General features: G+C 72.8%; 22 protein-coding genes. 10 read left to right on the top strand and 12 right to left on the bottom strand.

Annotated features, from left to right (window positions below; genetic code table 11):
* Nucleotides 1-56: 56 nt before the first annotated feature.
* Nucleotides 57-704 carry a TetR/AcrR family transcriptional regulator gene (locus tag AB0K17_RS00110; RefSeq protein ID WP_365969754.1) on the bottom strand — a complete coding sequence of 216 codons (648 nt, stop codon included), beginning with the start codon at nucleotides 702-704 and terminating at the stop codon, nucleotides 57-59.
* Between the two features lie 235 nt (nucleotides 705-939).
* Here AB0K17_RS00110 and AB0K17_RS00105 point away from each other — a divergent pair, with 235 nt between their 5' ends.
* The 4 genes from AB0K17_RS00105 (at nucleotide 940) to AB0K17_RS00090 (ending at nucleotide 4,931) form a co-directional block, all read left to right on the top strand.
* Nucleotides 940-1,911 carry a tetratricopeptide repeat protein gene (locus AB0K17_RS00105; protein WP_365969755.1) on the top strand — a complete coding sequence of 324 codons (972 nt, stop codon included), beginning with the start codon at nucleotides 940-942 and terminating at the stop codon, nucleotides 1,909-1,911.
* 575 nt (nucleotides 1,912-2,486) lie between these two features.
* The gene (locus tag AB0K17_RS00100; RefSeq protein ID WP_365981635.1) at nucleotides 2,487-3,131 is read left to right on the top strand and encodes a DUF6230 family protein; all 645 of its coding nucleotides are present in this window, start codon (nucleotides 2,487-2,489) and stop codon (nucleotides 3,129-3,131) included.
* 110 nt (nucleotides 3,132-3,241) lie between these two features.
* Nucleotides 3,242-3,697, top strand: coding sequence for a DUF6114 domain-containing protein (locus tag AB0K17_RS00095; RefSeq protein WP_365969757.1), 456 nt, complete (start codon nucleotides 3,242-3,244; stop codon nucleotides 3,695-3,697).
* On the top strand, nucleotides 3,687-4,931 hold the full coding sequence (locus AB0K17_RS00090; RefSeq protein WP_365981634.1) for a hypothetical protein: 1,245 nt from the start codon (nucleotides 3,687-3,689) through the stop codon (nucleotides 4,929-4,931). Before AB0K17_RS00095 ends, AB0K17_RS00090 begins: the two co-directional genes overlap by 11 nt.
* 56 nt (nucleotides 4,932-4,987) lie before the next feature.
* Here the strand turns inward: AB0K17_RS00090 and pyk are convergent, their stop codons facing one another.
* The 3 genes from pyk to pta all read right to left on the bottom strand — a co-directional run bounded on the left by pyk (nucleotide 4,988) and on the right by pta (nucleotide 9,891).
* Entirely contained in the window at nucleotides 4,988-6,415 is a 1,428-nt protein-coding gene (gene pyk / locus AB0K17_RS00085; protein WP_344435688.1) for a pyruvate kinase, read from the bottom strand.
* A gap of 84 nt (nucleotides 6,416-6,499) precedes the next feature.
* Entirely contained in the window at nucleotides 6,500-7,711 is a 1,212-nt protein-coding gene (locus tag AB0K17_RS00080; RefSeq protein WP_365969759.1) for an acetate kinase, read from the bottom strand.
* An 83-nt stretch (nucleotides 7,712-7,794) separates the two neighbouring features.
* Nucleotides 7,795-9,891 (bottom strand): phosphate acetyltransferase, encoded by a 2,097-nt coding sequence (gene pta / locus AB0K17_RS00075; protein ID WP_365981633.1) that lies wholly within the window; start codon nucleotides 9,889-9,891, stop codon nucleotides 7,795-7,797.
* 221 nt (nucleotides 9,892-10,112) lie between these two features.
* Here pta and AB0K17_RS00070 point away from each other — a divergent pair, with 221 nt between their 5' ends.
* The gene (locus AB0K17_RS00070; RefSeq protein WP_365969761.1) at nucleotides 10,113-11,138 is read left to right on the top strand and encodes an ATP-dependent 6-phosphofructokinase; all 1,026 of its coding nucleotides are present in this window, start codon (nucleotides 10,113-10,115) and stop codon (nucleotides 11,136-11,138) included.
* Between the two features lie 228 nt (nucleotides 11,139-11,366).
* Here AB0K17_RS00070 and AB0K17_RS00065 read toward each other — a convergent pair whose 3' ends face one another.
* From AB0K17_RS00065 to AB0K17_RS00040, 6 genes are all read right to left on the bottom strand, one after another.
* Entirely contained in the window at nucleotides 11,367-13,901 is a 2,535-nt protein-coding gene (locus AB0K17_RS00065) for an FtsX-like permease family protein (RefSeq protein WP_365981632.1), read from the bottom strand.
* Nucleotides 13,902-13,941: 40 nt separating this feature from the next.
* Nucleotides 13,942-14,724: an ABC transporter ATP-binding protein gene (locus AB0K17_RS00060; RefSeq protein ID WP_365969763.1), complete on the bottom strand. Its 783-nt coding sequence runs from the start codon at nucleotides 14,722-14,724 to the stop codon at nucleotides 13,942-13,944.
* 194 nt (nucleotides 14,725-14,918) lie between these two features.
* Nucleotides 14,919-15,773 carry a carbohydrate ABC transporter permease gene (locus tag AB0K17_RS00055; RefSeq protein ID WP_365981631.1) on the bottom strand — a complete coding sequence of 285 codons (855 nt, stop codon included), beginning with the start codon at nucleotides 15,771-15,773 and terminating at the stop codon, nucleotides 14,919-14,921.
* A 72-nt stretch (nucleotides 15,774-15,845) separates the two neighbouring features.
* On the bottom strand, nucleotides 15,846-16,637 hold the full coding sequence (locus tag AB0K17_RS00050) for a hypothetical protein (protein WP_365981630.1): 792 nt from the start codon (nucleotides 16,635-16,637) through the stop codon (nucleotides 15,846-15,848).
* Nucleotides 16,638-16,681: 44 nt separating this feature from the next.
* Entirely contained in the window at nucleotides 16,682-17,101 is a 420-nt protein-coding gene (locus AB0K17_RS00045; protein ID WP_365969766.1) for a CBS domain-containing protein, read from the bottom strand.
* 1 nt (nucleotide 17,102) lies between these two features.
* Nucleotides 17,103-17,525: a CBS domain-containing protein gene (locus tag AB0K17_RS00040; RefSeq protein WP_365969767.1), complete on the bottom strand. Its 423-nt coding sequence runs from the start codon at nucleotides 17,523-17,525 to the stop codon at nucleotides 17,103-17,105.
* Nucleotides 17,526-17,721: 196 nt separating this feature from the next.
* Here AB0K17_RS00040 and AB0K17_RS00035 point away from each other — a divergent pair, with 196 nt between their 5' ends.
* Complete coding sequence (locus AB0K17_RS00035; RefSeq protein WP_365969768.1) at nucleotides 17,722-18,510, top strand: VOC family protein; 789 nt, start codon at nucleotides 17,722-17,724, stop codon at nucleotides 18,508-18,510.
* Between the two features lie 9 nt (nucleotides 18,511-18,519).
* On the opposite strand, the gene AB0K17_RS00030 is transcribed toward AB0K17_RS00035, so the two are convergent.
* Both AB0K17_RS00030 and AB0K17_RS00025 read right to left on the bottom strand, forming a co-directional pair.
* The gene (locus AB0K17_RS00030) at nucleotides 18,520-18,723 is read right to left on the bottom strand and encodes a hypothetical protein (protein ID WP_365981629.1); all 204 of its coding nucleotides are present in this window, start codon (nucleotides 18,721-18,723) and stop codon (nucleotides 18,520-18,522) included.
* Nucleotides 18,723-19,538, bottom strand: coding sequence for a MerR family transcriptional regulator (locus AB0K17_RS00025; protein ID WP_365981628.1), 816 nt, complete (start codon nucleotides 19,536-19,538; stop codon nucleotides 18,723-18,725). Before AB0K17_RS00025 ends, AB0K17_RS00030 begins: the two co-directional genes overlap by 1 nt.
* Before the next feature lie 26 nt (nucleotides 19,539-19,564).
* Between AB0K17_RS00025 and AB0K17_RS00020 the strand changes: the two genes are divergently transcribed.
* The 4 genes from AB0K17_RS00020 to AB0K17_RS00005 all read left to right on the top strand — a co-directional run bounded on the left by AB0K17_RS00020 (nucleotide 19,565) and on the right by AB0K17_RS00005 (nucleotide 21,595).
* Complete coding sequence (locus AB0K17_RS00020; protein WP_365981627.1) at nucleotides 19,565-19,843, top strand: hypothetical protein; 279 nt, start codon at nucleotides 19,565-19,567, stop codon at nucleotides 19,841-19,843.
* Between the two features lie 88 nt (nucleotides 19,844-19,931).
* The gene (locus tag AB0K17_RS00015) at nucleotides 19,932-20,249 is read left to right on the top strand and encodes a hypothetical protein (RefSeq protein WP_365969772.1); all 318 of its coding nucleotides are present in this window, start codon (nucleotides 19,932-19,934) and stop codon (nucleotides 20,247-20,249) included.
* Between the two features lie 283 nt (nucleotides 20,250-20,532).
* Nucleotides 20,533-21,012 carry a GNAT family N-acetyltransferase gene (locus tag AB0K17_RS00010; protein ID WP_365981626.1) on the top strand — a complete coding sequence of 160 codons (480 nt, stop codon included), beginning with the start codon at nucleotides 20,533-20,535 and terminating at the stop codon, nucleotides 21,010-21,012.
* A 37-nt stretch (nucleotides 21,013-21,049) separates the two neighbouring features.
* Nucleotides 21,050-21,595 carry an HXXEE domain-containing protein gene (locus AB0K17_RS00005; RefSeq protein ID WP_365981625.1) on the top strand — a complete coding sequence of 182 codons (546 nt, stop codon included), beginning with the start codon at nucleotides 21,050-21,052 and terminating at the stop codon, nucleotides 21,593-21,595.
* Nucleotides 21,596-21,714: the final 119 nt, after the last annotated feature.

Here is a 21,714-nt window from a genome sequence, read left to right as displayed (position 1 = left end):
CGCCAGGGGGCGTCGTCGATTTCCGGCCAACCGCGGGATGCGGCGGGCGTACGGGATCAGGCGCCGCCGGCCGCTGCGGCGAGGCCGCCCACCAGGAGGGCGGCGAAGCCGCGGGCCCATGCGGCGTCCACGGGTTCGGCGCTGACGAGCGTCCGGTGGACGACGGCGCCCGCGATGACATCGAAGATCAGGTCGGCGGTGCGGGCCGCCCCGGCCGGGTCGGGCTCCAAGGGCAGTTCCCCGCGGGCCTGGGCGCGCTCGCGGCCGAGGAGCACCAGAGCCTTCTGCCGGTCGACGATGGCGGAGCGGATGCGCTCGCGCAGCGCGTCGTCGCGCGTGGACTCGGCCACCACGGCCATCAGGGCGGTCTTGGTCTCCGGCCGCTCCAGCAGGGCCGCGAACTGCAGCACCACGCCCTCGATGTCGGCCAGCAGGCAGCCGCGGTCGGGCAGCTCCAGGTGCTCGTCGAACAGCGCCGCCACCGCGTCCACGACCAGCTCGTTCTTGCCCGCCCAGCGGCGGTAGAGGGTGGTCTTGGCGACTTTGGCGCGGGCCGCGACGTCACCCATGGTCAGCTTTCCCCAGCCGAGCTCGACCAGCGCCTCGCGCGTCGCGCCGAGGATCGCGCGGTCGGCCTCCGTGCTGCGCGGCCGGCCCGTGCGGCCGCCGGCGCGGCGCGGCGCGGGGGAGGGGGCTGAGCTCATGAACGACGACCTTACCGCCCAGTAGCCCGTCTGGTCCGGACCTCACCCCCGGAGGTGTGAGGCAGATCACCGGTGGCGGGGGTCCCCCGCGAGGGCCGTCCAGTTACGCTACGGCTCGTAGCGTAAGGGAGCGACAACCACGGCGCCGAGTGGGGACCCGGCGTCAATCCAGCCCCCGGCGTTTTTCTGCTTCACCGTTTTCCGCTTCACCGTGCCGAGGGGGGAGGATGGGCCCATGCAGCCACGGAACATGTCCATGAGTGGAGTGGTCGACCTCGCCGCGGTGAAGGCGGCCGGGGAGGCGAAGAAGAAGGCCGAGCAGGCGCGTGCCGAGGCCGAGCGCCGCGGCGGCGGCGCGCCCGCCGCCGGTGCGGGCGCCCTCGTCTTCGACGCCACCGAGGCCGGGTTCGAGCAGGAGGTCCTGCAGCGCTCCGCCGAGGTGCCCGTCGTCATCCAGTTCTGGGCCGAATGGTGCCAGCCGTGCAAGCAGCTGATGCCGGTCCTGGAGCGGCTCGCCGCCGAGTACGCGGGCCGGTTCGTCCTGGCCAAGGTCGACGTCGAGGCCAACCAGCTGCTGGCCCAGCAGTTCGGTATCCAGTCCGTCCCGGCGGTCTTCGCGGTGGTGGCCGGCCAGGCCCTGCCGCTCTTCCAGGGCGCCCTGCCCGACACGCAGATCCGCCCGGTGCTGGACCAGCTGGTCCAGGTCGCCGAGGAGCGCTTCGGCATCGTCGGCGGCGCCCCGGGAGCGGACGAGGGCGAGGCCTACGCGGCGCCGACGGCCCCCGCCGGCCCGTACGACAGCGCCCTGAGCGCCGCCCACGAGGCGCTGGACGCGGGCGACCTGGGCGGTGCGGTGCGGGCGTACGAGAACGTGCTCTCCGACGACCCGGCCAACGCGGAGGCCAGGCTGGGCCTGGCCCAGGCGCAGCTGCTGCAGCGCGTGCAGGGCGTGGACGCCCAGCAGGTGCGCAAGGCGGCGGCCGACGCCCCGGGCGATGTGCAGGCGCAGATCGCCGCGGCCGACCTGGACCTGGTCGGCGGGCACGTCGAGGACGCCTTCGGGCGGCTGATCGACACGATCCGGCGGACGGCGGGCGAGGACCGCGAGGCGGCCCGGGTGCGGCTGCTGGAGCTGTTCGAGGTGATCGGTCCGGACGACCCGCGGGTGACGGCGGCGCGCACCGCGCTCTCGCGCGCGCTGTTCTGATGCCGCTCGTCCAGGTGTTCCGCGGGGCACCTCGCGTGCCCCAGGCGGCACAGTCGCCGCGCTTTACCAAAACTTGGTAAACGGTCGGTCTGTTACTGCGAGTAGGAGGAACCCGGGCTTTCGCCCGGGTTCTTCTGCTTTCCTCCCCCGATGCGCGTGCACGCTCCGAGACGCTCCGGCCCCCGGTCGATGCCGGCCGGTCTCCCGGCGGTTATCCGTCCGTTACTCGCGAGTAATCAACCCCTTGTGCCCCGGGCCCGAATGGACCACGATCGCCCCAGCCCGGTCCATCCCCCACGGATGGGTCCCCACCGGGCGGGCCGGCGGGACGTGCCCGGCGGTCGATGGGACAGGGGGGTCCCTGCCGCGCAACGGCAGGGCCTGTCCCGGCGGTTGCGCGAAGGCGTGGCCAACGTGGTTGTCGCTCGGGGGTGAACGCCGGTGTGTGTCGGGCGCGGTTGGCGCCGCATCGTGCGACGGCGCTCTTCTTCCCGAGGACGTAGCTCTTCTCCCACTTCCGGGTGCGGGTCTCTGCGAGGCCGGCCCGGGGTGTACGTCCGAGAAGGAGGAAAGTCGTGAAGTCCCTAACTCGCGGTGGGACCAGATGGCGCCGGTTCGCGGTCGTCATGGTGCCCAGCGTCGCGGCGTCGGCCGCGATAGGCGTGGCGATCGCGCAGGGTGCGCTGGCGGCGTCGTTCAGCGTGTCGGGCCAGCAGTTCCAGGTGACAGCGGAGCGGCTGGAGGGCACCGGATTCGTCCAGTACGGAGCCATGGACGAGACCGGCAAGGGCCGGCAGCCGGTGGCGGTGGTGGGGCTCGACTCCGCCAAGATCACCAGCCTGTGCCAGGCGGTCACCGTGCCCACCCCGTTCGGCAGCGTGTCCATGGTGCTGAAGGCCGGCACGGGCGCCAAGGACGACGGCAGCAAGGTGCAGGCCACCAAGCTCTTCATCGACGCCAACGACCTGCAGGCCGACGCCCGGTTCGATGAGGTCGACATCGGCGTCTCGGTGGACGCCACCACCAAGGGCCCCGGCCCGGCCAAGCCGGGCGAGAACGGCCGCGGCGCCTATGTGCCGGGCTCCTTCGCCCAGCAGGCCAAGTCGGTGGAGTTCAACCACGTCGACCAGAAGGCGTGGGCGACCTCCGCCGGCACCTTCACCCTGCCGGGTCTGAAGATGAACGTCAGCATGGGCGACACGGCCTGCCCGAAGAGCTGACGCGCGCCGGAACCGGACGGGTACGGGTGGGCGGATGCGCGCGCTCCCGTGCCCGTGACCGGCACGACCCCCCTCGCACCACCGATTCGCCAGTCCTAGGAGCTGTATCCATGAGCGCCGACACGCGACCACGGCTGATCGTCTCTCTCGGCCGCACCCGCCGTTCGTTCTGGGACTGGCGGGGCCACCGCCCCTTCTGGGGCGGGCTCTTGTGCATCCTGGCCGGGGTCCCGATCATGTACATCCCGTACCAGACCATGACGCTCGGCGACCTGCACATCCGGCTGGCCACCACCGCCGGCGCCGGTTCGCTGATCATCGGCGTGCTCCTGATCGTGCTCGGACTGACCATGTGGTTCCAGCCGCAGTCGCGCGTCTTCGCCGGAGTCGCCGCGATCCTGCTGGCACTGGTCTCCCTGGTCGTCTCCAACTTCGGGGCGTTCCTGCTGGGATTCCTGCTGGCCCTGATCGGCGGCGGACTGGGCGTGTCCTGGGTGCCGGCGAAGAAGCCGCAGCCCGTGGCGGCGGCGGGGGCACAGCCCGACGGGGGTCCGCGTGGCGACTGACGAGGAGCGCCCCGTGGCGGGGCCCCGGCACGCGGCACCGAGAAAGCCGCTGCTGGCCCGGCTGCACATGCCGGCCGGCAAGGCCATCGCGCTCGCGGCGATGCCGAGCGCGGTCCTGATGGGCATCGGGCTCACGCCGACCCTGGCGCAGGCGAAGCCCGTCGCCCCGGCGAATCCTTTCGGCGAGGCGGGTTGCGTCACGGCGCCGGACAAGGCACCGGAGCCGACGCCGACGCAGTCGGCGAAGGCGGCGTCGGAGCCGGACCCGGAGCCGTCCGGGACGGCGGAACCGTCCGCGGGGACGGCGCAGCCGGGCCCGACGGCGAGCGCCAAGCCGGCGCCGGCGCCGAGCGCGAAACCGGACGCCGAACCGGCGCCTCCTCCTGCAGCCTCCAGACCCACGCCCACGCCGTCGCCCTCGTCCTCGCCCTCGAAGGCGAAGAACCCGCTGGACCCGCTCGGGCTCGGTGACGTGCTGGGCGGCATCCTGACCGGACGGAAGGCCGAGCCGCCCAGGCCCGCGCCCTCGACGGCCGTCCCGTCCGCCCCGTCCGTGCCGGCGCCGGCGGTCAAGCCGCCGGTGGCACCGTCGCCGTCGGCCACGCTCTCGGCCAAGGCCGGCCCCAAGGTGTCGGCCACGCCCGGGGCGACGCCCGCCCCCGGGGCGACGGCACCCTCGCCGGAGGCGTCCGGCTCGCCCTCGCCGCAGGCGTCCGGCACGGCCTCCGCCGGTCCGGACAAGCCGTTGCCGCCCTGCCCGCCCGGCACCGTCGTCGACGAGAACGAGCACCGCGCCTTCCCCCACCAGCCCTGGTACCTGGAGGCGAGCACGCTCACCCTGCACGGGCTGACCTACGAGGGCGTCAAGCAGATCACCATGGTGAACGGGGAGAAGAAGGCCGTGCTGAAGTTCACGGCGGACTCGCTCGACATCAAGGACCTGCACCAGATCGTCAACAACCAGGGCATGCAGTACCACGTGGCCGGGATCGGGACGACCTCGACGGTTGGCAGCGGGCGGATCACGATGTACACGGAGGAGCTCAAGGGCAACCTGCTCGGGCTCATCCCCTCGACGCAGTCGCCTTCCAGCCCGCCGCCGCTGATCCCCGGGGTGAAGCTGCCGGTTCCGATCTTCTTCACCAATGTGAAGATCCGTCAGGCCGGCCAGTACGGCGGAACGCTGCACATCCCCAACCTGCACCAGTACCTGACGCCGGGCACGTACCCGTAGGAACAGCACGACGGCCGCCACCCCCCGACGGGGATGGCGGCCGTTCGCGCGTCGTGTCAGCGGGTCTCGCCGCCGAGGTGGTGGACACGCACCATGTTGGTGGTGCCCGGGACGCCGGGCGGGGAGCCGGCGGTGATGATCATGACGTCGCCCTCGTTGTAGCGGTGCAGCTTCAGCAGCTCCGCGTCGACCAGGTCGACCATCGCGTCGGTGTTGTCCACGTGCGGGACGACGAACGTCTCGACGCCCCAGCTCAGGGCGAGCTGGTTGCGGGTCGCGGCGTCCGTGGTGAAGGCCAGGATCGGCTGGGCCGCACGGTAGCGGGACAGGCGGCGGGCCGTGTCGCCGGACTTGGTGAACGCCACCAGCGCCTTGCCGCCGAGGAAGTCGGCGATCTCGCAGGCGGCGCGGGCCACCGAGCCGCCCTGGGTGCGCGGCTTCTTGCCCGGCACCAGCGGCTGCAGGCCCTTGGAGAGCAGCTCCTGCTCGGCGGCCTCGACGATGCGGGACATCGTCTTGACCGTCTCGATCGGGTAGGCGCCGACCGACGACTCGGCCGAGAGCATGACCGCGTCCGCGCCGTCCAGGATCGCGTTGGCGACGTCGGAGGCCTCGGCACGGGTCGGCCGGGAGTTGGTGATCATCGACTCCATCATCTGGGTCGCGACGATCACCGGCTTGGCGTTGCGGCGGCACATCTCGATCAGGCGCTTCTGCACCAGCGGGACGCGCTCCAGCGGGTACTCCACCGCGAGGTCGCCACGGGCCACCATCACACCGTCGAAGGCCATGACGACCTCCTGCATGTTCTCGACGGCCTGCGGCTTCTCGACCTTGGCGATGACCGGGACGCGGCGGCCGACCTCGTCCATGACGCGGTGGACGTCCTGGACGTCCTTGGCGTCGCGGACGAAGGACAGGGCGACCATGTCGCAGCCCATCGCGAGCGCGAACTTCAGGTCCTCGACGTCCTTCTCGGACAGCGCCGGGACGTTCACCGCCGCGCCGGGCAGGTTGATGCCCTTGTGGTCGGAGATGACGCCGCCCTCGATGACGATCGTCCGCACCCGCGGGCCGTCGACCTCGGTGACGCGCAGCTCGACGTTGCCGTCGTTGATCAGGACCTGGTCGCCCTTGGCGACGTCGCCCGGCAGGCCCTTGTAGGTGGTGCCGCAGATCGTCCTGTCACCGGGGACGTCCTCGGTGGTGATGACGAACTCGTCGCCGCGCACGAGCTCGACCGGACCGTCCGCGAAGGTCTCCAGGCGGATCTTCGGGCCCTGCAGGTCGGCGAGGACGCCGACCGCGCGCCCGGTCTCCTCGCTGGCCTTGCGGAGGCGGTGGTACCGCTCCTCGTGCTCCGCGTGGGACCCGTGGCTCATGTTGAAGCGGGCCACGTTCATGCCGGCCTCGATCAGCGTCTTCAGCTGGTCGTAGGAGTCGACGGCGGGGCCCAGGGTGCAGACGATTTTGGAACGGCGCATGGGGCAGATCCTATCGGTTTGTTTCGGAGCGGAATATTCGAGCTGTGGGAACGACCAAGATCGGATCCGGCCGTTCCGCATCACCTAGGCGCTGACCAGCGCGTACGTCTGAGCGGCGATCTCCAGCTCCTCGTCCGTGGGGACGACGGCCACCGCGACCCGCGCGTACTCGGGCGAGATCAGCCGCGCCTCGCCGGAGCGGATGCCGTTCAGGCCCGCGTCCACGACCAGACCCAGCTCCTCCAGGCCCGCCACGGCGGCCTCGCGCACGGGCGCCGCGTTCTCGCCCACGCCGGCCGTGAAGGCCACGGCGTCGACCCTGCCCAGGACGGCGTAGTAGGCGCCGATGTACTTCTTCAGCCGGTGCACGTAGATGTCGAAGGCGAGCTGCGCCTGCTCGTCGCCCTCGTCGATGCGCCGGCGGATCTCGCGCATGTCGTTGTCGCCGCACAGTCCGATCAGACCGCTCTTCTTGTTCAGGAGCGAGTCGATCTCGTCGATGGACATGCCGGCGTTGCGCGCCAGGTGGAAGATCACCGCCGGGTCGAGGTCACCGGAGCGGGTACCCATGACCAGGCCCTCCAGCGGGGTCAGGCCCATGGAGGTGTCGACGCAGCGGCCGCCGCGCACGGCGGAGGCGGAGGCGCCGTTGCCCAGGTGCAGGACGATGACGTTGACCTCTTCAGGGGCCTTGCCCAGCAGCTCGGCGGTCCTGCGCGAGACGTACGCGTGCGAGGTGCCGTGGAAGCCGTAGCGGCGCACGCGGTGGGCGTCGGCGGTCTCGACGTCGAGGGCGTAGCGGGCGGCGGCCTCCGGCATCGTCGTGTGGAAGGCGGTGTCGAAGACGGCGACCTGCGGCAGGTCCGGGCGCAGGTTCCGGGCGGTGCGGATGCCGGTGATGTTGGCCGGGTTGTGCAGCGGGGCGACCGGGATCAGGCGCTCGATCTCGGCGACGACCTCGTCGGTGATCAGGGTGGGCTCGGTGAACTGGCTGCCGCCGTGCACCACGCGGTGGCCGATGGCGGCGAGCTCCGGGGAGTCCAGGCCCAGACCGTCGGCGGCCAGCTCCTCGGCGACGGCGTCCAGGGCGGCGGCGTGGTCGGCGATGGGCGCGACGCGCTCGCGCTTGTCGCCGCCGGTCGCCAGCGGGGTGTGCGCCAGCCGCGAGGTCTCCTCGCCGATGCGCTCGACGAGACCGGCGGCCAGGCGGGCCCCGTCGGCCATGTCGAGCAGCTGGTACTTGACGGAGGACGAGCCGGAGTTGAGGACGAGGACGCGGGTGGCGGTGGAAGTCATGGGGCTTTCCGGTAGCGGGTGATCAAGGGGGGAGGGGCAGCCGTGGGGCCGGGGCTCGGGTCCCGGCCCCACGGCCGGACTGCTTACGGTTCCGTGCGCTCGCTGCGCTGCTCGCCCTGCGCCTGGATGGCGGTGATGGCGACGGTGTTGACGATGTCCTGCACCAGCGCGCCGCGCGAGAGGTCGTTCACGGGCTTGCGCAGGCCCTGCAGGACGGGGCCGACCGCGACCGCGCCGGCCGAGCGCTGCACGGCCTTGTAGGTGTTGTTGCCCGTGTTGAGGTCGGGGAACACCAGGACGGTGGCCTTGCCCGCCACCTGCGAGCCGGGCAGCTTGGTCGCGGCGACGCGGGCGTCGACGGCGGCGTCGTACTGGATCGGGCCCTCGACCAGCAGCTCCGGGCGGCGCTCGCGCACCAGCTCGGTGGCCTTGCGGACCTTGTCGACGTCGGCGCCGGAACCGGAGGTGCCGGTCGAGTACGACAGCATCGCCACGCGCGGCTCGACGCCGAACTGCTTGGCGGTCTCGGCGGACTGGATGGCGATGTCCGCGAGCTGCTCGGCGTTCGGGTCGGGGTTGACCGCGCAGTCGCCGTAGACGAGCACCCGGTCGGCCAGGCACATGAAGAAGACCGAGGAGACGATCTGGGCGCCCGGCGCGGTCTTGATGATCTCGAAGGCCGGCCGGATGGTGGCGGCCGTGGAGTGCACGGCGCCGGAGACCATGCCGTCGGCCAGGCCCTCCTGGACCATCAGGGTGCCGAAGTACGACACGTCGGCGACGACGTCGTGCGCCAGCTCCACGGTCATGCCCTTGTGGGCGCGGGCCTTGGCGTAGATCTCGGCGAAGCGGTCGCGCAGCGGGGAGGTCTGCGGGTCGATGATCTGGGCGGCGGCCAGGTCGATGCCCAGCTCGGCGCCCCGCTTGCGCACGGCGTCCTCCTCGCCGAGCAGGATCAGGTCGCACACGTCGCGGCGCAGCAGCACGTCGGCCGCGCGCAGCACACGCTCCTCGGTGCCCTCGGGCAGCACGACCCGGCGGCGGGCGGAGCGGGAGCGCTCGATCAGCTCGTGCTCGAACATCATCGGCGTGACGCGCTCGGAGCGGGCCACCGAGATGCGCTGGGTGAGCGCGGCGGTGTCCACGTGCCGCTCGAACAGGCCGAGGGCGGTCTCGGCCTTGCGCGGCGAGGACGCCTCCAGCTTGCCCTCGATCGCGAAGAGCTCCGCGGCGGTGGGGAAGGAGCCACCGGGCACGGAGACCACCGGGGTGCCGGGCGCCAGGCGGCCGGCCAGGGCCAGGATGTCCGGGCCCGGGCGCTCGTCCAGGGTCAGCAGCACACCGGCGATGGACGGGGCGCCGGCGCTGTGCGCGGCCAGCGCGCCGACGATCAGATCCACGCGGTCGCCGGGGGTGACCACCAGGCAGCCCTCGGTCAGGGCGGGCAGGAAGACCGGCAGCATGGCGCCGCCGAAGACGAAGTCCTTGGCGTCGCGCGAGAGCCCCGCGTCGTCGCCGAGGAGCACCTCGGCGCCCAGCTTGTCCACGATCTGGCGCACGGTCGGCGCGGAGAGCGAGGAGTCCTCCGGCAGCGCGTAGCAGGGCACCGGCAGGCTCGCCGAGAGCTGGGCGGCGATCTCCTCGCGGTCGGCCGGGGCGATGCGGTTGACCACCAGGGCGACGACGTCGCAGCCCAGCGAGTGGTACGCCCGGTAGGCGTTGCGGGCTTCGGCGCGCACCGACTCCGCCGACTGCTCCTGGCCGCCGACCACAGTGATCACCGAGGCGGCGAACTCGTTGGCCAGGCGGGCGTTGAGGGCCAGCTCGTCGGGCAGGGTGGTGCCGGCGAAGTCGGTGCCGAGCACGAGGACGTACTCGTAGTCGCGGGCGACCGCGTGGAAGCGGTCGACCAGCCGGGAGACCAGCTCCTCGGTGCCGCGCTCGGCCTGCAGCGCGGCGGCCTCGGCGTAGGTCAGGCCGACCACGCTGTCGGCCGGCTGCGTCAGCCGGTAGCGCGAGCGCAGCAGGTCGAAGAGGCGGTCCGGCCCGTCGCCGTGGAAGAGGGGGCGGAAGACGCCCACCTTGTCGACATGCCGGGTCAGCAGCTCCATGACCCCCAGCTCGATGACCTGGCGCCCGTCGCCCCGGTCGGTCCCGGTCACGTACACGCTGCGCGTCACGCGTGCTCTCCTTGATCCTTCGCCGTGTTCACCTGGTGCGGGCCGTTCCGCCCGCCCCGAAGAAATACCCGTTAGGGTGGTCTTGCCCTCTTGACAATACCTGTGCCTGTGGTTAAGGCGCGCGTCAGGAGTCCGGCGGTGGGAGTGAGACAGGCCCGCCCGGCCCGTGAAACAATCGGTCCGGCTCACAGGTACCAGTAGCGAGCAGGAGACACAGCACGATGCGCATCGGAGTCCTCACCGCGGGCGGCGACTGCCCCGGTCTGAACGCCGTCATCCGCTCGGTGGTGCACCGGGCCGTCGTCGGCCACGGTGACGAGGTCATCGGTTTCGAAGACGGCTTCAAGGGACTGCTCGACGGCCGCCACCGCAAGCTCGACCTGGAGGCCGTCAGCGGCATCCTGGCCCGCGGCGGCACCATCCTCGGCTCCTCGCGCCTGGAGCGCGCCCGGCTGCGCGAGGCGTGCGAGAGCTCCAAGGAGCTCGCCCGCGAATACGGCATCGACGTCCTCATCCCCATCGGCGGCGAAGGCACGCTGACCGCCGCCCGGATGCTCTCGGACGCGGGCCTGCCCGTGGTCGGCGTTCCCAAGACCATCGACAACGACATCTCCTCCACGGACCGCACCTTCGGCTTCGACACCGCCGTCGGCGTCGCCACCGAGGCCATCGACCGCCTGAAGACCACGGCCGAGTCCCACCAGCGGGTGATGGTCGTCGAGGTCATGGGCCGCCACGCCGGATGGATCGCGCTGGAGTCCGGCATGGCCGGCGGCGCGCACGGCATCTGCCTGCCCGAGCGTCCCTTCGACCCCGCCGACCTGGTGAAGATGGTGGAGGAGCGCTTCGCCCGCGGCAAGAAGTTCGCCGTCATCTGCGTCGCCGAGGGCGCCCACCCCGCCGACGGGACGATGGACTACAAGAAGGGCGCCATAGACCAGTTCGGTCACGAGCGCTTCGCCGGCATCGGCACCAAGCTCGCCGGCGAGCTCGAGCGCCGCCTGGGCAAGGAGGCCCGCCCGGTCATCCTCGGCCACGTCCAGCGCGGCGGCACCCCCACCGCGTACGACCGCGTCCTCGCCACCCGCTTCGGCTGGCACGCCGTCGAGGCCGCGCACCGCGGCGAGTTCGGCAAGATGACCGCGCTCAAGGGCACCGACATCCACATGGTGCCGCTCGCGGACGCGATCACCGAGCTCAAGCGCGTCCCGGAGAACCGCATGGACGAGGCGGAGTCGGTCTTCTAGGCCCTCGCCCACGCTCCCGCGCCGTGCGCGCGTGAGGGCCCCCGCCCGACACTGTCGGGCGGGGGCCCTCGTGTACGGCGCCCCGTCAGGGGCGCGGGGAACTGCGCGATCAACCACGATGCGCCCGCAGGTGAGGTGCTGTGCCCGGGCCCCGGGGTGGTGTCTTCGGCTGCGGGCCGCCGGTGGCCGATCGCGCAGTTCCCCGCGCCCCTGACGGGGCGCCCCGGCTCACTGAGTCCCGATCGCCTCCAGGGCGTCCAGCTTTGCCGCCCGGCGGGCCGGCCAGACCGCGGCCAGTACCCCGACCGCCAGCGCCAGCAGCAGGAAGACCGCGATCCGCGCCCACGGCACGACCATCTCGTACTGCGGGAAGGACGAGCGCAGCAGGTGGCCGCCGGACCAGGCCAGGAAGACACCGGCCGCCACGCCCAGCACCGCGCCGAACATCGCGATCATCACGGACTCCAGCCGCACCATCCGCTTGACCTCGCGCCGGTCCAGGCCGATGGCGCGCAGCATTCCGATCTCCCGCGTCCGCTCGAAGACGGACATGGCGAGGGTGTTGACGACGCCGATGACGGCGATGACCACGGCCATGCCGAGCAGTCCGTACATCAGGTAGAGGACGTCGTCGATGCTCCCGGCGTCGGAGCGGCGCAGGTCGTCCTGGCTCTGGACCTTGATGACCGGGTTCTTGCCGAGCGTCTCCTTGATCTGCCCGGCGAGGTCCTTCGCCTTGCCCGGGGCGGCCTTCACCAGCACCTGGTCGTCGCGCGCCTTGTCCTGGTGGGGGTCGACGAGGGCGGGGGTGGACAGGACCGAGGACAGGATGTTGTTGTCCTTGTAGACGGCGACGACGCGCGGGGCGGCCTTCTTGCCGTCGTAGAACTCCATCGGCAGCGTGGATCCCACCGTCAGACGTCCCTTGGCCGCGAATTCGTCCGAGACGGCGACGGCGGACGTGCCGTGCACGTCGGCGAGCGAGCCGCTGACGACGGTCACGTCGACCACCTTGCCGAGCTGCCGGACGTCCGTTCCGGTGACCGACCCCGGGCGCTGCTCGTACTGGAAACCGGTCGTCCGCAGTGGCACGGCCGCCGCGACACCGGGCTGCCCGGCGAGCGTCCGGCCGATCTCGGGGGAGAGGCCCAGGTGGCCGGCGGAGCTGACCTTGTAGTCGGCCGTCATGTCCGGCTCGCCCATGGTCGACATGCCCCGGTCCGCCGAGACGGCGCCCACGGTCAGGCCGGTGATCAGCGTGAGGCCGATCATCAGCGCGGAGGCGGTGGCGGCGGTGCGGCGCGGGTTGCGCAGGGCGTTCTCCCGGGCGAGCTTGCCGCTGATGCCGGCGAGGCGGATCGCGAGGCGGCCGAAGAGCCGCACGACCGGGCGGGAGAGCAGCGGGGCCAGGACGATCAGTCCGGTGAGGGTGAGGGCCGAGCCCGCCATCGCGTAGTTGATGCCGCTGCTGTCCTTGAACCTCGTGACGTACAGCATGAGGCCCACGCCCAGGGCGGTGAGCGCCGCACCGATGGAGTTGCGCAGGACCAGGCCACGGGGGGCCGGCGCCGCCTCGACGGAGGCCAGCGCCTCGACGGGGGCGATCCGGGCGGCCTTGCGGGACGGCAGCCAGGCGGCGAGCACGGTCACCACGACGCCCACCCCGAGGGCGGACAGCACGGCCGACGGCTCGATCACCAGCGGGCCGTCGGGCAGGCTCCCGCCGGTCAGGTTGAGCACCGGGTGCAGACCCTTGGCGACGCCGAGGCCGAGGACGAAGCCCAGCGCGGAGGCGACCAGGCCCAGCAGCCCCGCCTCGATCAGCACCGAGCGCACGACCTGACGGCGGGTGGCGCCCACGGCGCGCAGCAGCGCGATCTCACGGGTGCGCTGGGCGATCAGCATGGTGAAGGTGTTGGCGATGATGAAGACGCCGACGAAGAGGGAGATGCCCGCGAAGACCAGCAGGGTCTTGCGGATGGAGCGCGTCTGCTCGTCGACCATCTTCGCCTGGGAGGCGGCGAGCTGCTTGCCGCTCGTGGCCTCGAAGGACTTCGGCAGCGTCTCGCGGACCTTCGCGGTGAGCGCGCCCTGGTCGGTGCCGGGGGTCGCGGAGACGACGAGCTCGCTGTACTCGCCGGGCTTGCCGAAGAGCCTCTGCGCGGTTTCGGTGTCGAAGAGCGCCAGGCCCGCGCCTGCGCTCACGCGGGGGTTGTCGGTGCGGACGACGCCGACGAGCTTCTTGGTCATGACCGGGCCGTCGACGGCCATCCGCACGGTGCCGCCGAGCGTGACGCCGAGCTTCCCGGCGGTCTTCACATCCAGGGCGATCTCGTCCCCGGCGGCCGGGCCGCGGCCCTTGACCAGCGGATAGCGGCTGTCCTTGCCGTCCTTGCCGGGGACGAAGTTGGCGCCGTCGCTGCCCCATTCGCCGCCGACGGGGTCGCCGTGCCGGTCCGCGATCATCGGCAGGCCGGTGACGGAGGGTCGTACGGAGGCCACGCCCGGCAGGGCGGCGATCCGCTGCACCATCCGGGCATCGAGGACGCCCTGGTCGTCGGCGTCGGTGCGGGGGCCGCCCGCGGTCACGGAGACGGCGACGTCGTCGAGGCTCTTGGCCATCCGGTTGCGGTAGGCGCTGCCCACCGAGTCGCTGAAGATCAGGGTGCCGGTGACGAAGGCGGTGCCGAGCAGCACCGCCAGGGCGGTCATCATCAGCCGGGTCTTGTGCGCGAGGAGATTGCGCAGGGCGGTACGGAACACGTGGGGTCCTGGGTGTGGTGGGAGGGGGACGGCGGTCGGCTCAGCTCGTACGGCCCTTGGCGTCGAACAGACGCATCCGGTTGAGGACGGAGTCGGCCGTGGGCCCGTGCATGTCGTCGACGATGCGGCCGTCGGCGAGGAAGACGACGCGGTCGGCGTAGGAGGCGGCGACCGGGTCGTGCGTGACCATGACCACCGTCTGCCGCAGGGCACGCGTCGACTCCTGCAGGAAACCGAGGAGTTCGGCGCCGGAGCGCGAGTCGAGGTTGCCGGTGGGCTCGTCGGCGAAGACGATCTCCGGCCGCGAGGTCAGCGCCCGCGCCACGGCCACGCGCTGCTGCTGCCCGCCCGACAACTGGCTCGGCCGGTGCCCCAGCCGCCCGGACAGCCCCAGCGTCTCCACGATCCGCTGCATCCACTCGGCATCCGGCCGGCGGCCCGCGATGCTCAGGGGCAGCGTGATGTTCTCCAGCGCGGTCAGTGTCGGCAGCAGGTTGAACGCCTGGAAGACGAACCCCACCCGGTCCCGGCGCAGCCGGGTCAGCTGCCGGTCGTTCAGGCTGCTCAACTCGACGTCCCCGATCCGTACGGACCCGGACGAGACGGTGTCCAGCCCGGCCATGCAGTGCATCAGCGTGGACTTGCCCGACCCCGAGGGCCCCATGATCGCGGTGAACTCGCCCTGCCGGAACTCCACCGAGACCGCGTCCAGGGCGGTGACCCGCGTCTCCCCCTGCCCGTAGACCTTGCACAACCCCTCGGCGCGGGCGGCAACAGTGGGGGTGGATGCGGGGGGAGCTGGACGGGCAGCCGCGTACGACACGGGTCTCCTCCGGGGAGTGGGGCCTGGGAACCGGGAATCGCTGGAATCAGCGATTCCAATTCTTGGCCCGCCCCCCGGCCCGGACGTCAGCCCTCGGGCCGGAATCCCCCGTCACCCTGCGGGACCGTGGCACCGGCGCGACGTAGCACTTCAGATGTACGGCATCCTCCCCAGGAGCCACGCGAGGACCCGCATCACCCCTTCACCGCACCCCCCAGCGCGAAGCCGCCGCCCAGGCGGCGGGCGATGAGGGCGTAGAGGAGGACGACGGGGGTGGAGTACAGCACGGAGAAGGCCGCCAGCTGGCCGTAGGCCACCTGACCGTAGTTGCCGAAGAACGTGAAGATGCTGACCGACGCCGGGAGCCGGTCCGGCGTGAGCAGGAGCATGAAGGGCACGAAGAAGTTGCCCCACATCATGATGAAGCAGTAGATCGTCACCACCGCCAGCCCGGGGCCCATCAGCGGCAGGACCACCCGCACCAGCGCCTGGGCGCGGCTCGCGCCGTCCGTCCAGGCGGCCTCCTCCAGCATCACCGGCACGCCGTCCATGAAGTTCTTCATCAGCCAGATCGCGAAGGGCAGTTGGGCGGTGGCCAGGAAGAGCGCGGTGCCGTGGAGGGTGTCGATCAGGTCGATGCGCACGAAGAGCCCGTACACCGGCACCATCACCGCCGTGATCGGCAGACACGTCGCGAACAGCACCCCCAGCAGGTACGGCCGCGCCAGACGCGAGAGGTAACGGGAGAGCGGGTACGCGGCGAGGGCGGCGCACACGACCGTCACCGCGGTCGCCCCACCGCACAGCAGCACGCTGTTGAGCATGGGGCGGAAGGTGATCTCGTCGGTCAGGACGGCCGAGAAGTTCTCCACGGTCGGCTCCGAGGGCACCCGGACCCGAAGCCCCGCCCCGGCGTCCACGGAGGCGAGCAGCAGCCACAACAGCGGCACGGCGAAGGCGGCGAAGAGCACGAGCAGCCCGGCATCGGCCGCCAGCCGCTGCCGGACGGGACGCGAGAGGCGGTGGCGGCGGACGGGCAGCGGACGCATGGCACCTCCGGGCGCGGCGAGCGCGTACGTCCGGCAGGCTAGCGCGGGCCGGGCCCGCGCAGGAGGGCGCCGTCACTCCGCAGGGGGTGGTGCCGGCCGGGCGGCGGCCCGGGCCTGGATCACCGCGGCGGTCGCGGTGACGCACCCGCCGACGGCGGTGAGCAGGCCGCCGAGGGCGGTGAGGAGGGCGACGGTGTCGGACGGCCCGGGGGCCTGGCCGCCGGTCGTGCCCGTGCCGGCGCCGACGCCGGCACCCGCGTTCGGGTTGGCGGGCATCTGCTCCGGCGGTGCGGCGGTGGCGGGTGCGGACGGAGCGTCGGGCGTGCCCCGCGGGGGCGTCGCCGGAGCGGGCGAGCCGGCCGGCGGGGTCCCCTGCGGCGGGCGGGAGCCCTGCGGAGGGGAACCGACGGGCGACAGCTGCAGCACCACCCCCAAGCCCGCCAGCAGAACGACCACCAGGCCGGCCCACCCGAGGGTGCGCGGGCGGCGCGACGCCAAGGGCGCGTGGGGCGGGCGGGGCCGCCCCGGGCCGCCACCCGCGGGCACGGGCGCTCCGGACTGCCGCGGCGGCACCGATGGCCGCGGCGGGACCGATAGCGGCGCCGGCCCGAGCGGCGCCGGCCGCTCCGGCCGCCGCTGCGGCCCGCCGCCGTCCGCGCCGATCCGGCGCCACGGCAGCAGCGTGGCCGCCGCCAGGCACACCGCCGCGCCCGCCGTCCACCCCAGTGCCCGTACGGAACCGCCCGCCACCAGCACCAGGACCAGCGCCCCGCAGCACGCGGCCGCACCGGCCCCGGCCAGCACGCGCCCCCGGCGCAGGCGCCGTTCCGCGCGGCGCACGCCCGCCCCGCCCTCGCTCGCCATGGCGCCAGGCTAGGCGCCCCGGGGGCCGACCGGCAGGGCAATCGTCAGGGTGCGGCGGCGTAGATGTGGCTCGCGAACTCGGCGACGCGGTCGTCGGACAGGTTCCGGGCCACGTCCGCCTCGCTGATCATGCCGACCAGTTGTTTGTGGTCGATGACCGGCAGGCGCCGGATGCGGTGGGTCTCCATCTCGTGCAGTACGGCGTCGACGTCCGCGTCGGCGTCGATCCAGCGCGGAGTGCCCTCGCACAGGTCGCCGGCCGTGACCTTCGTCGGGTCACGGCCGCGGGCCACGCACTTGACCACGATGTCGCGGTCGGTGACGATCCCGCACAGCTTGCCGTTCGGGTCGCTGACGGGCAGGGCCCCCACGCCGATCAGGTCCATGACCTGGGCTGCCCGGGACAGCGTCTCGTCGCGCGTGATCCACTGGGCGCCCTTGTGCATGATGTCCCTGGCCTTCATGTCAGCTTCCCCGGGCGTAGACCATTTCCGCGAACTCGGCGATCTGGTCGTCCGTGAGGTGCTGGGCCAGGTCCGCCTCGCTGATCATGCCGACGAGCCTCTTGTTCTCGATGACCGGCAGCCGCTTGATGCGGTGGTTCTCCATCTCGTGCAGGACGTCCTCCACGTCGGCGTTGGCGTCGATCCAGCGCGGGGTGCCCTCGCAGAGCTCGGCCGCCTGACAGCGGGAGGCGTCGAGGCCCTCGGCCACGCACTTCACGGTGATGTCGCGGTCGGTGATGATCCCGCACAGCCGTTCGTTCTCGTCGGCCACGGGGAGCGCGCCGACGTTGAGGTCCTTCATCAGCTGGGAGGCGCGCAGCACGGTGTCGGTCTTCTTTATCCACTGGGCGCCCGGGTGCATGATTTCCTTGGCTGTCGTCATGATCTGCTCCTGATCGGGAACGCGAATCACTCTTCTGCCAGCACTCTCATCGTGCGCCTCGGTCGCGCGCCCTGCGATCCGAGAGCTACTCCGTTCGAGTGAGGGCTTGGGCGGGCGCGCGTCGGTGCCCGGTGCCAGACTGATACGGGTACGGGCGGGGACAACCGGCGGAACCCGTGGAAGGGAGCGCATCACCATGCTCACCACCGACTTCGTCACCGGAGCTCCCACCTGGCTCGACCTCGGCAGCCCCGACACGGCCGCGGCCGCCGCCTTCTACGGCACGGTCTTCGGCTGGGAGACGCAGTCCGCCGGTCCGGACGCCGGGGGTTACGCGTTCTTCAAGAAGGACGGCAGCACCGTCGCCGCCGTCGGCCCCCTCACCGAGGAAGGCGCCGAAACGGCCTGGACGGTCTACTTCCAGACCCCCGACGCCGACGCCACGACGAAGGCCGTCGAGCAGGGCGGCGGCCGCGTGCGCGTCGCGCCCTTCGACGTGATGGGCGCCGGCCGCATGGCCTGCCTGACCGACCCCGGCGGCGCCGACTTCTCCCTGTGGCAGCCGGCCGCCGTCCAGGGCCTGGAGAAGGCGTCGGAGGCCGGCGCCCTGTGCTGGGCCGAGCTGCACACCGGCGACCCCACGGCCGCCAAGGCCTTCTACCGCGGCATCTTCGGCTGGCGCTCCGAGGACCTGAAGGTCCCCGGCATGACCTACACCGTGCTGGCGACCGCCGAGGGCGACCAGCAGCAGGCCGCCTTCGGCGGCGTGGTGCCGCTGCGCGAGGAATCGGAGAAGCCGCGCTGGCTGCCGTACTTCGCCGTCGAGGACGTCGACACGGTCGTGCGGGTGACGCAGGGCGCGGGCGGTGCGGTGCTGATGCCCGCCTCCGACGTCCCCGACGTCGGCCGCATGGCGTGGCTGGCCGACGGCCAGGGCGCCCCCTTCGCCGTCATCAAGCCGAACCCGCCGGTGCAGGCGGCCTGAGCGCGCCGCTCAGCCGGCGCCGGGCCCGGGACGCCGCCGGTCGCGGCCGAGGCGCAGGTAGCCGACGGCGGCGTACGCGGCGACGGCCACGGGCACGGACCACACGATCGCCCACGGGGCCACGCCGACCGAGGCCAGGGCGGCGCAGAACGGCAGGGTCATGAGCAGGGGCAGCGCCGGGGCGAGGGCGGCGGTGATGTCCAGGCGGTTCATCACGGGGTTCCTTCCGTTGCTTCCGTTGCTTCCGGGTGACGGGATGCGTCCAGGTACGAGGCGAGGTCGCGCCAGGCGTCCGCGGGTGCCTGCGGATCGCCGGAGACGGCCGCCGGGTCGTCCCGCCAGGCGGCGCGCACCCCGGCGGAGACACGGCGGTCGCCACCCGTGAACAGCGCGCCCAGTTCGTCCATGCGCGCCACCAGCTTGCGCACGCGCGGATCGGCCGGTGCGACGCCCGCCGTGCGCAACTCCTGTGCGCGCCGGTAGAGCTGCGGCCACTCGACGTGCAGCAGGTAGTGCGCGGCGGGCCCGGCGGCCGCGGCGCCCGCCCGCAGCACCGCCCGGCCGTCGGCGTCCAGGTGCCGGCGCAGCACCGCCTCCGCCTCCGTGCCGCCGCCGGCCGCCCGCAGCGCCTCCAGCAGGTCGCCGGGTGTCGGCAGGCCGCCCTTCGCGCCGTCGCGGTCCTCGTCGGACAGCCCGGCCTCCAGCCGCCGAAGGCGCCCGCGCAGCGTGTCGAGGGCGGCGATCCGCCCCTCGACCTCCGCGAGGTGGTCGCGGACGAGCCGTAGGGGGTCGACCCCGGCGTCGAGGCACGCCGCGATGGACTCCAGCCCCAGCCCGAGGCTGCGCAGCGCCAGCACCTGGTAGAGGCGGACCAGGTCGTCCTCCGTGTACTCCCGGTGGCCGCCCGCTGTGCGCAGGGAGGGGCTGAGCAGTCCGATGGTGTCCCAGTGATGCAGCGTACGGACGGTCAGCCCGCTCGCCTCCGCGAGCCGGCCGACCTTCCAGGGTGGGGAAGCGGTCGAGGTCATGCCGTCACCATGCATCCTGACGCGGCGTGAGGTTCAAGTCGGGGCCGCCCATGGCGCGGGTGCTGCTGCTTGTGCCGGCGGTGTCGTCGTTCGGCGGGAGCCGGGGGATCGGGGGCAGCGCCACCGTCCGCTTCTCCCCGGGCCTGGCCCTGCGACCGCGGCACGCGAGGATCAGCGGCACCGCGGCGTACACGTGTGCGGGCGGTGACCCGGCCGTGAAGTGGGGCTCGCTGAACGTGCCGGACTGCGCCACGGACAAGGGCGTCGAAGTGGTCGACGGGCCCTCCACCCTGCTGTTCACCTGACCCTCACCGGTTTTCGACCGTTTCCTTCGAAACGGCTCGACCGTTGGTCCGGGTGTCGGTAGCCCTCGTCGCTCACGAAGGACAGAAGATGCGTCTTTGCCGTTCGCTCGCCGTCGTACTCGGCGGGCTCGCTCTCGTCACGACCACCACCGCGGGTACGGCGACCGCCGCGAGCGGGACGTTCGCCTGGGTGGGGCCCAAGAACAAGGCGTACTCCATCCAGAACCCGCCCGACAACAAGTGCTTCGACATGGGCCAGGAGGCCCGCGGCGCGCAGAACGCGACCAAGGGGCCCGTCGTCGTCTACAGCGACAAGCGGTGCAAGGGATCCGCGACACGGCTCGCACCGGGGCAGTCCGCGCCGAGCGGTGCGCACTTCGCCAGCGTCGTCTTCAACCCGCGCTAGGCCGGGTCCGGCGGATCGTCGTCACGCAGCCACCACGGCGCCCCGTAGGGGCGCGGGGCAGCGCTGATCTGCGGCTGCCGCCGCGTGGGCGCGACAAGCCACGACGCGCCCGCAGACGGAGTGCCGGGGTGGCGCCTCGACTGCGGGCCGCCGGGTGGCCGATCGCGCAGTTCCCCGCGCCCCTTACGGGGCGCTGCACGATCCGCCGGACAGGCCCTGGCAGCCGGGCCGCCACCCGGTAAATCGGGTGCGCCGCGCCGCCGTCCGTGCAACAGTCCGCGCCGTGACGATCGACGACGTGGTGTTCCGGCGCGCCCGGGACTCCGATGCGGCCCCCATGGCCGACGTGTGGCTGAGGTCCTTCGCCACGGCGTTGCCGGACGTGCGGCGCGTGCACGACGACGACGCCGTACGGCAGTGGTTCCGGCATGTCGTGGTGCCGCAGGGCGAGGCCTGGGTGGCGGAGGCCGCGGGTGAGGTCCTCGGGCTGCTGGTGCTGCAGGGGTCCGAGCTGGAGCAGCTGTACCTGGATCCGCGCCGGCGCGGCCGGGGGCTGGGCGACCGGTTCGTCGACCTGGCCAAGCAGCAGCGGCCGCAGGGCCTGGAGCTGTGGACCTTCCAGTGCAACGGGCCCGCGCGGCGGTTCTACGAGCGGCACGGCTTCGTCGCGACCGAGCGCACCGACGGGCGGCGCAACGAGGAGCGCGAGCCGGATGTCCGCTACGTATGGCCGGCGCCCGCGTCGCCGCCCGTGCCGGCCTGACGCCGAGGACACCGAGGACACCGAGGAGAAGCAGCCGATGGACCGCACACCCGACGAGGAAGCCCGCGACGCCATACCCGCGGCCGTCTACTGGGGGCTGTTCGCCGCCTGGGCGGCCAACGATCCGGAGGAGCTCCTCACCATGGCCCCCTGGTCCAAGAGGGCCGTCCCCCGCCTGGCGGCCCGCTTCCCGCGCGTGCCCCGGCGGGTGTGGTCGCGGGTGGAGGTCACCCAGCCGCAGGTGAACGTCGCGATCGGGCTGATGGCGCTGCTCATCGCGGCGGCCGCGGCGGACGGCGCGCGCACCCGGGGGCGCAGTGCCTTCTTCCGTACGGTTCTGACGGGCTTCGGCCTGCACGGCCTGGTGCACATGGGGCAGTCCGCCGCCTACCGGGGCTACACGCCGGGGGTGGCGACGTCCCCGACGGTCGTCGTGCCCTACAGCGTCTGGGCCCTGGCCCGGCTGCGCCGGGCCGGTGTGCCGGCCGGCTCCCCGGCCCTGGGGCTCGCCCTGCTGCCGGTGGCGGCGGGCGCGGCGCAAGCCTTGGGCGGCCGCATCGCCCGCCGGCGGAGCGCCCCGTGACGAAGGTCCGCCGGACCGGCCCTGGGGCGTGTCCGGCGGATCATGCAGTGCCCCGTAAGGGGCGCGGGGCGGTGTCGATGTGCGGCTGCCGCCGCGTGGGCGCGATCGGCCGGCGACGG

This window comes from Streptomyces sp. NPDC049585 (assembly GCF_040675615.1).
Classification (GTDB): domain Bacteria; phylum Actinomycetota; class Actinomycetes; order Streptomycetales; family Streptomycetaceae; genus Streptomyces; species Streptomyces luteosporeus.
This window is presented reverse-complemented; position numbering and strand designations above follow the sequence as displayed.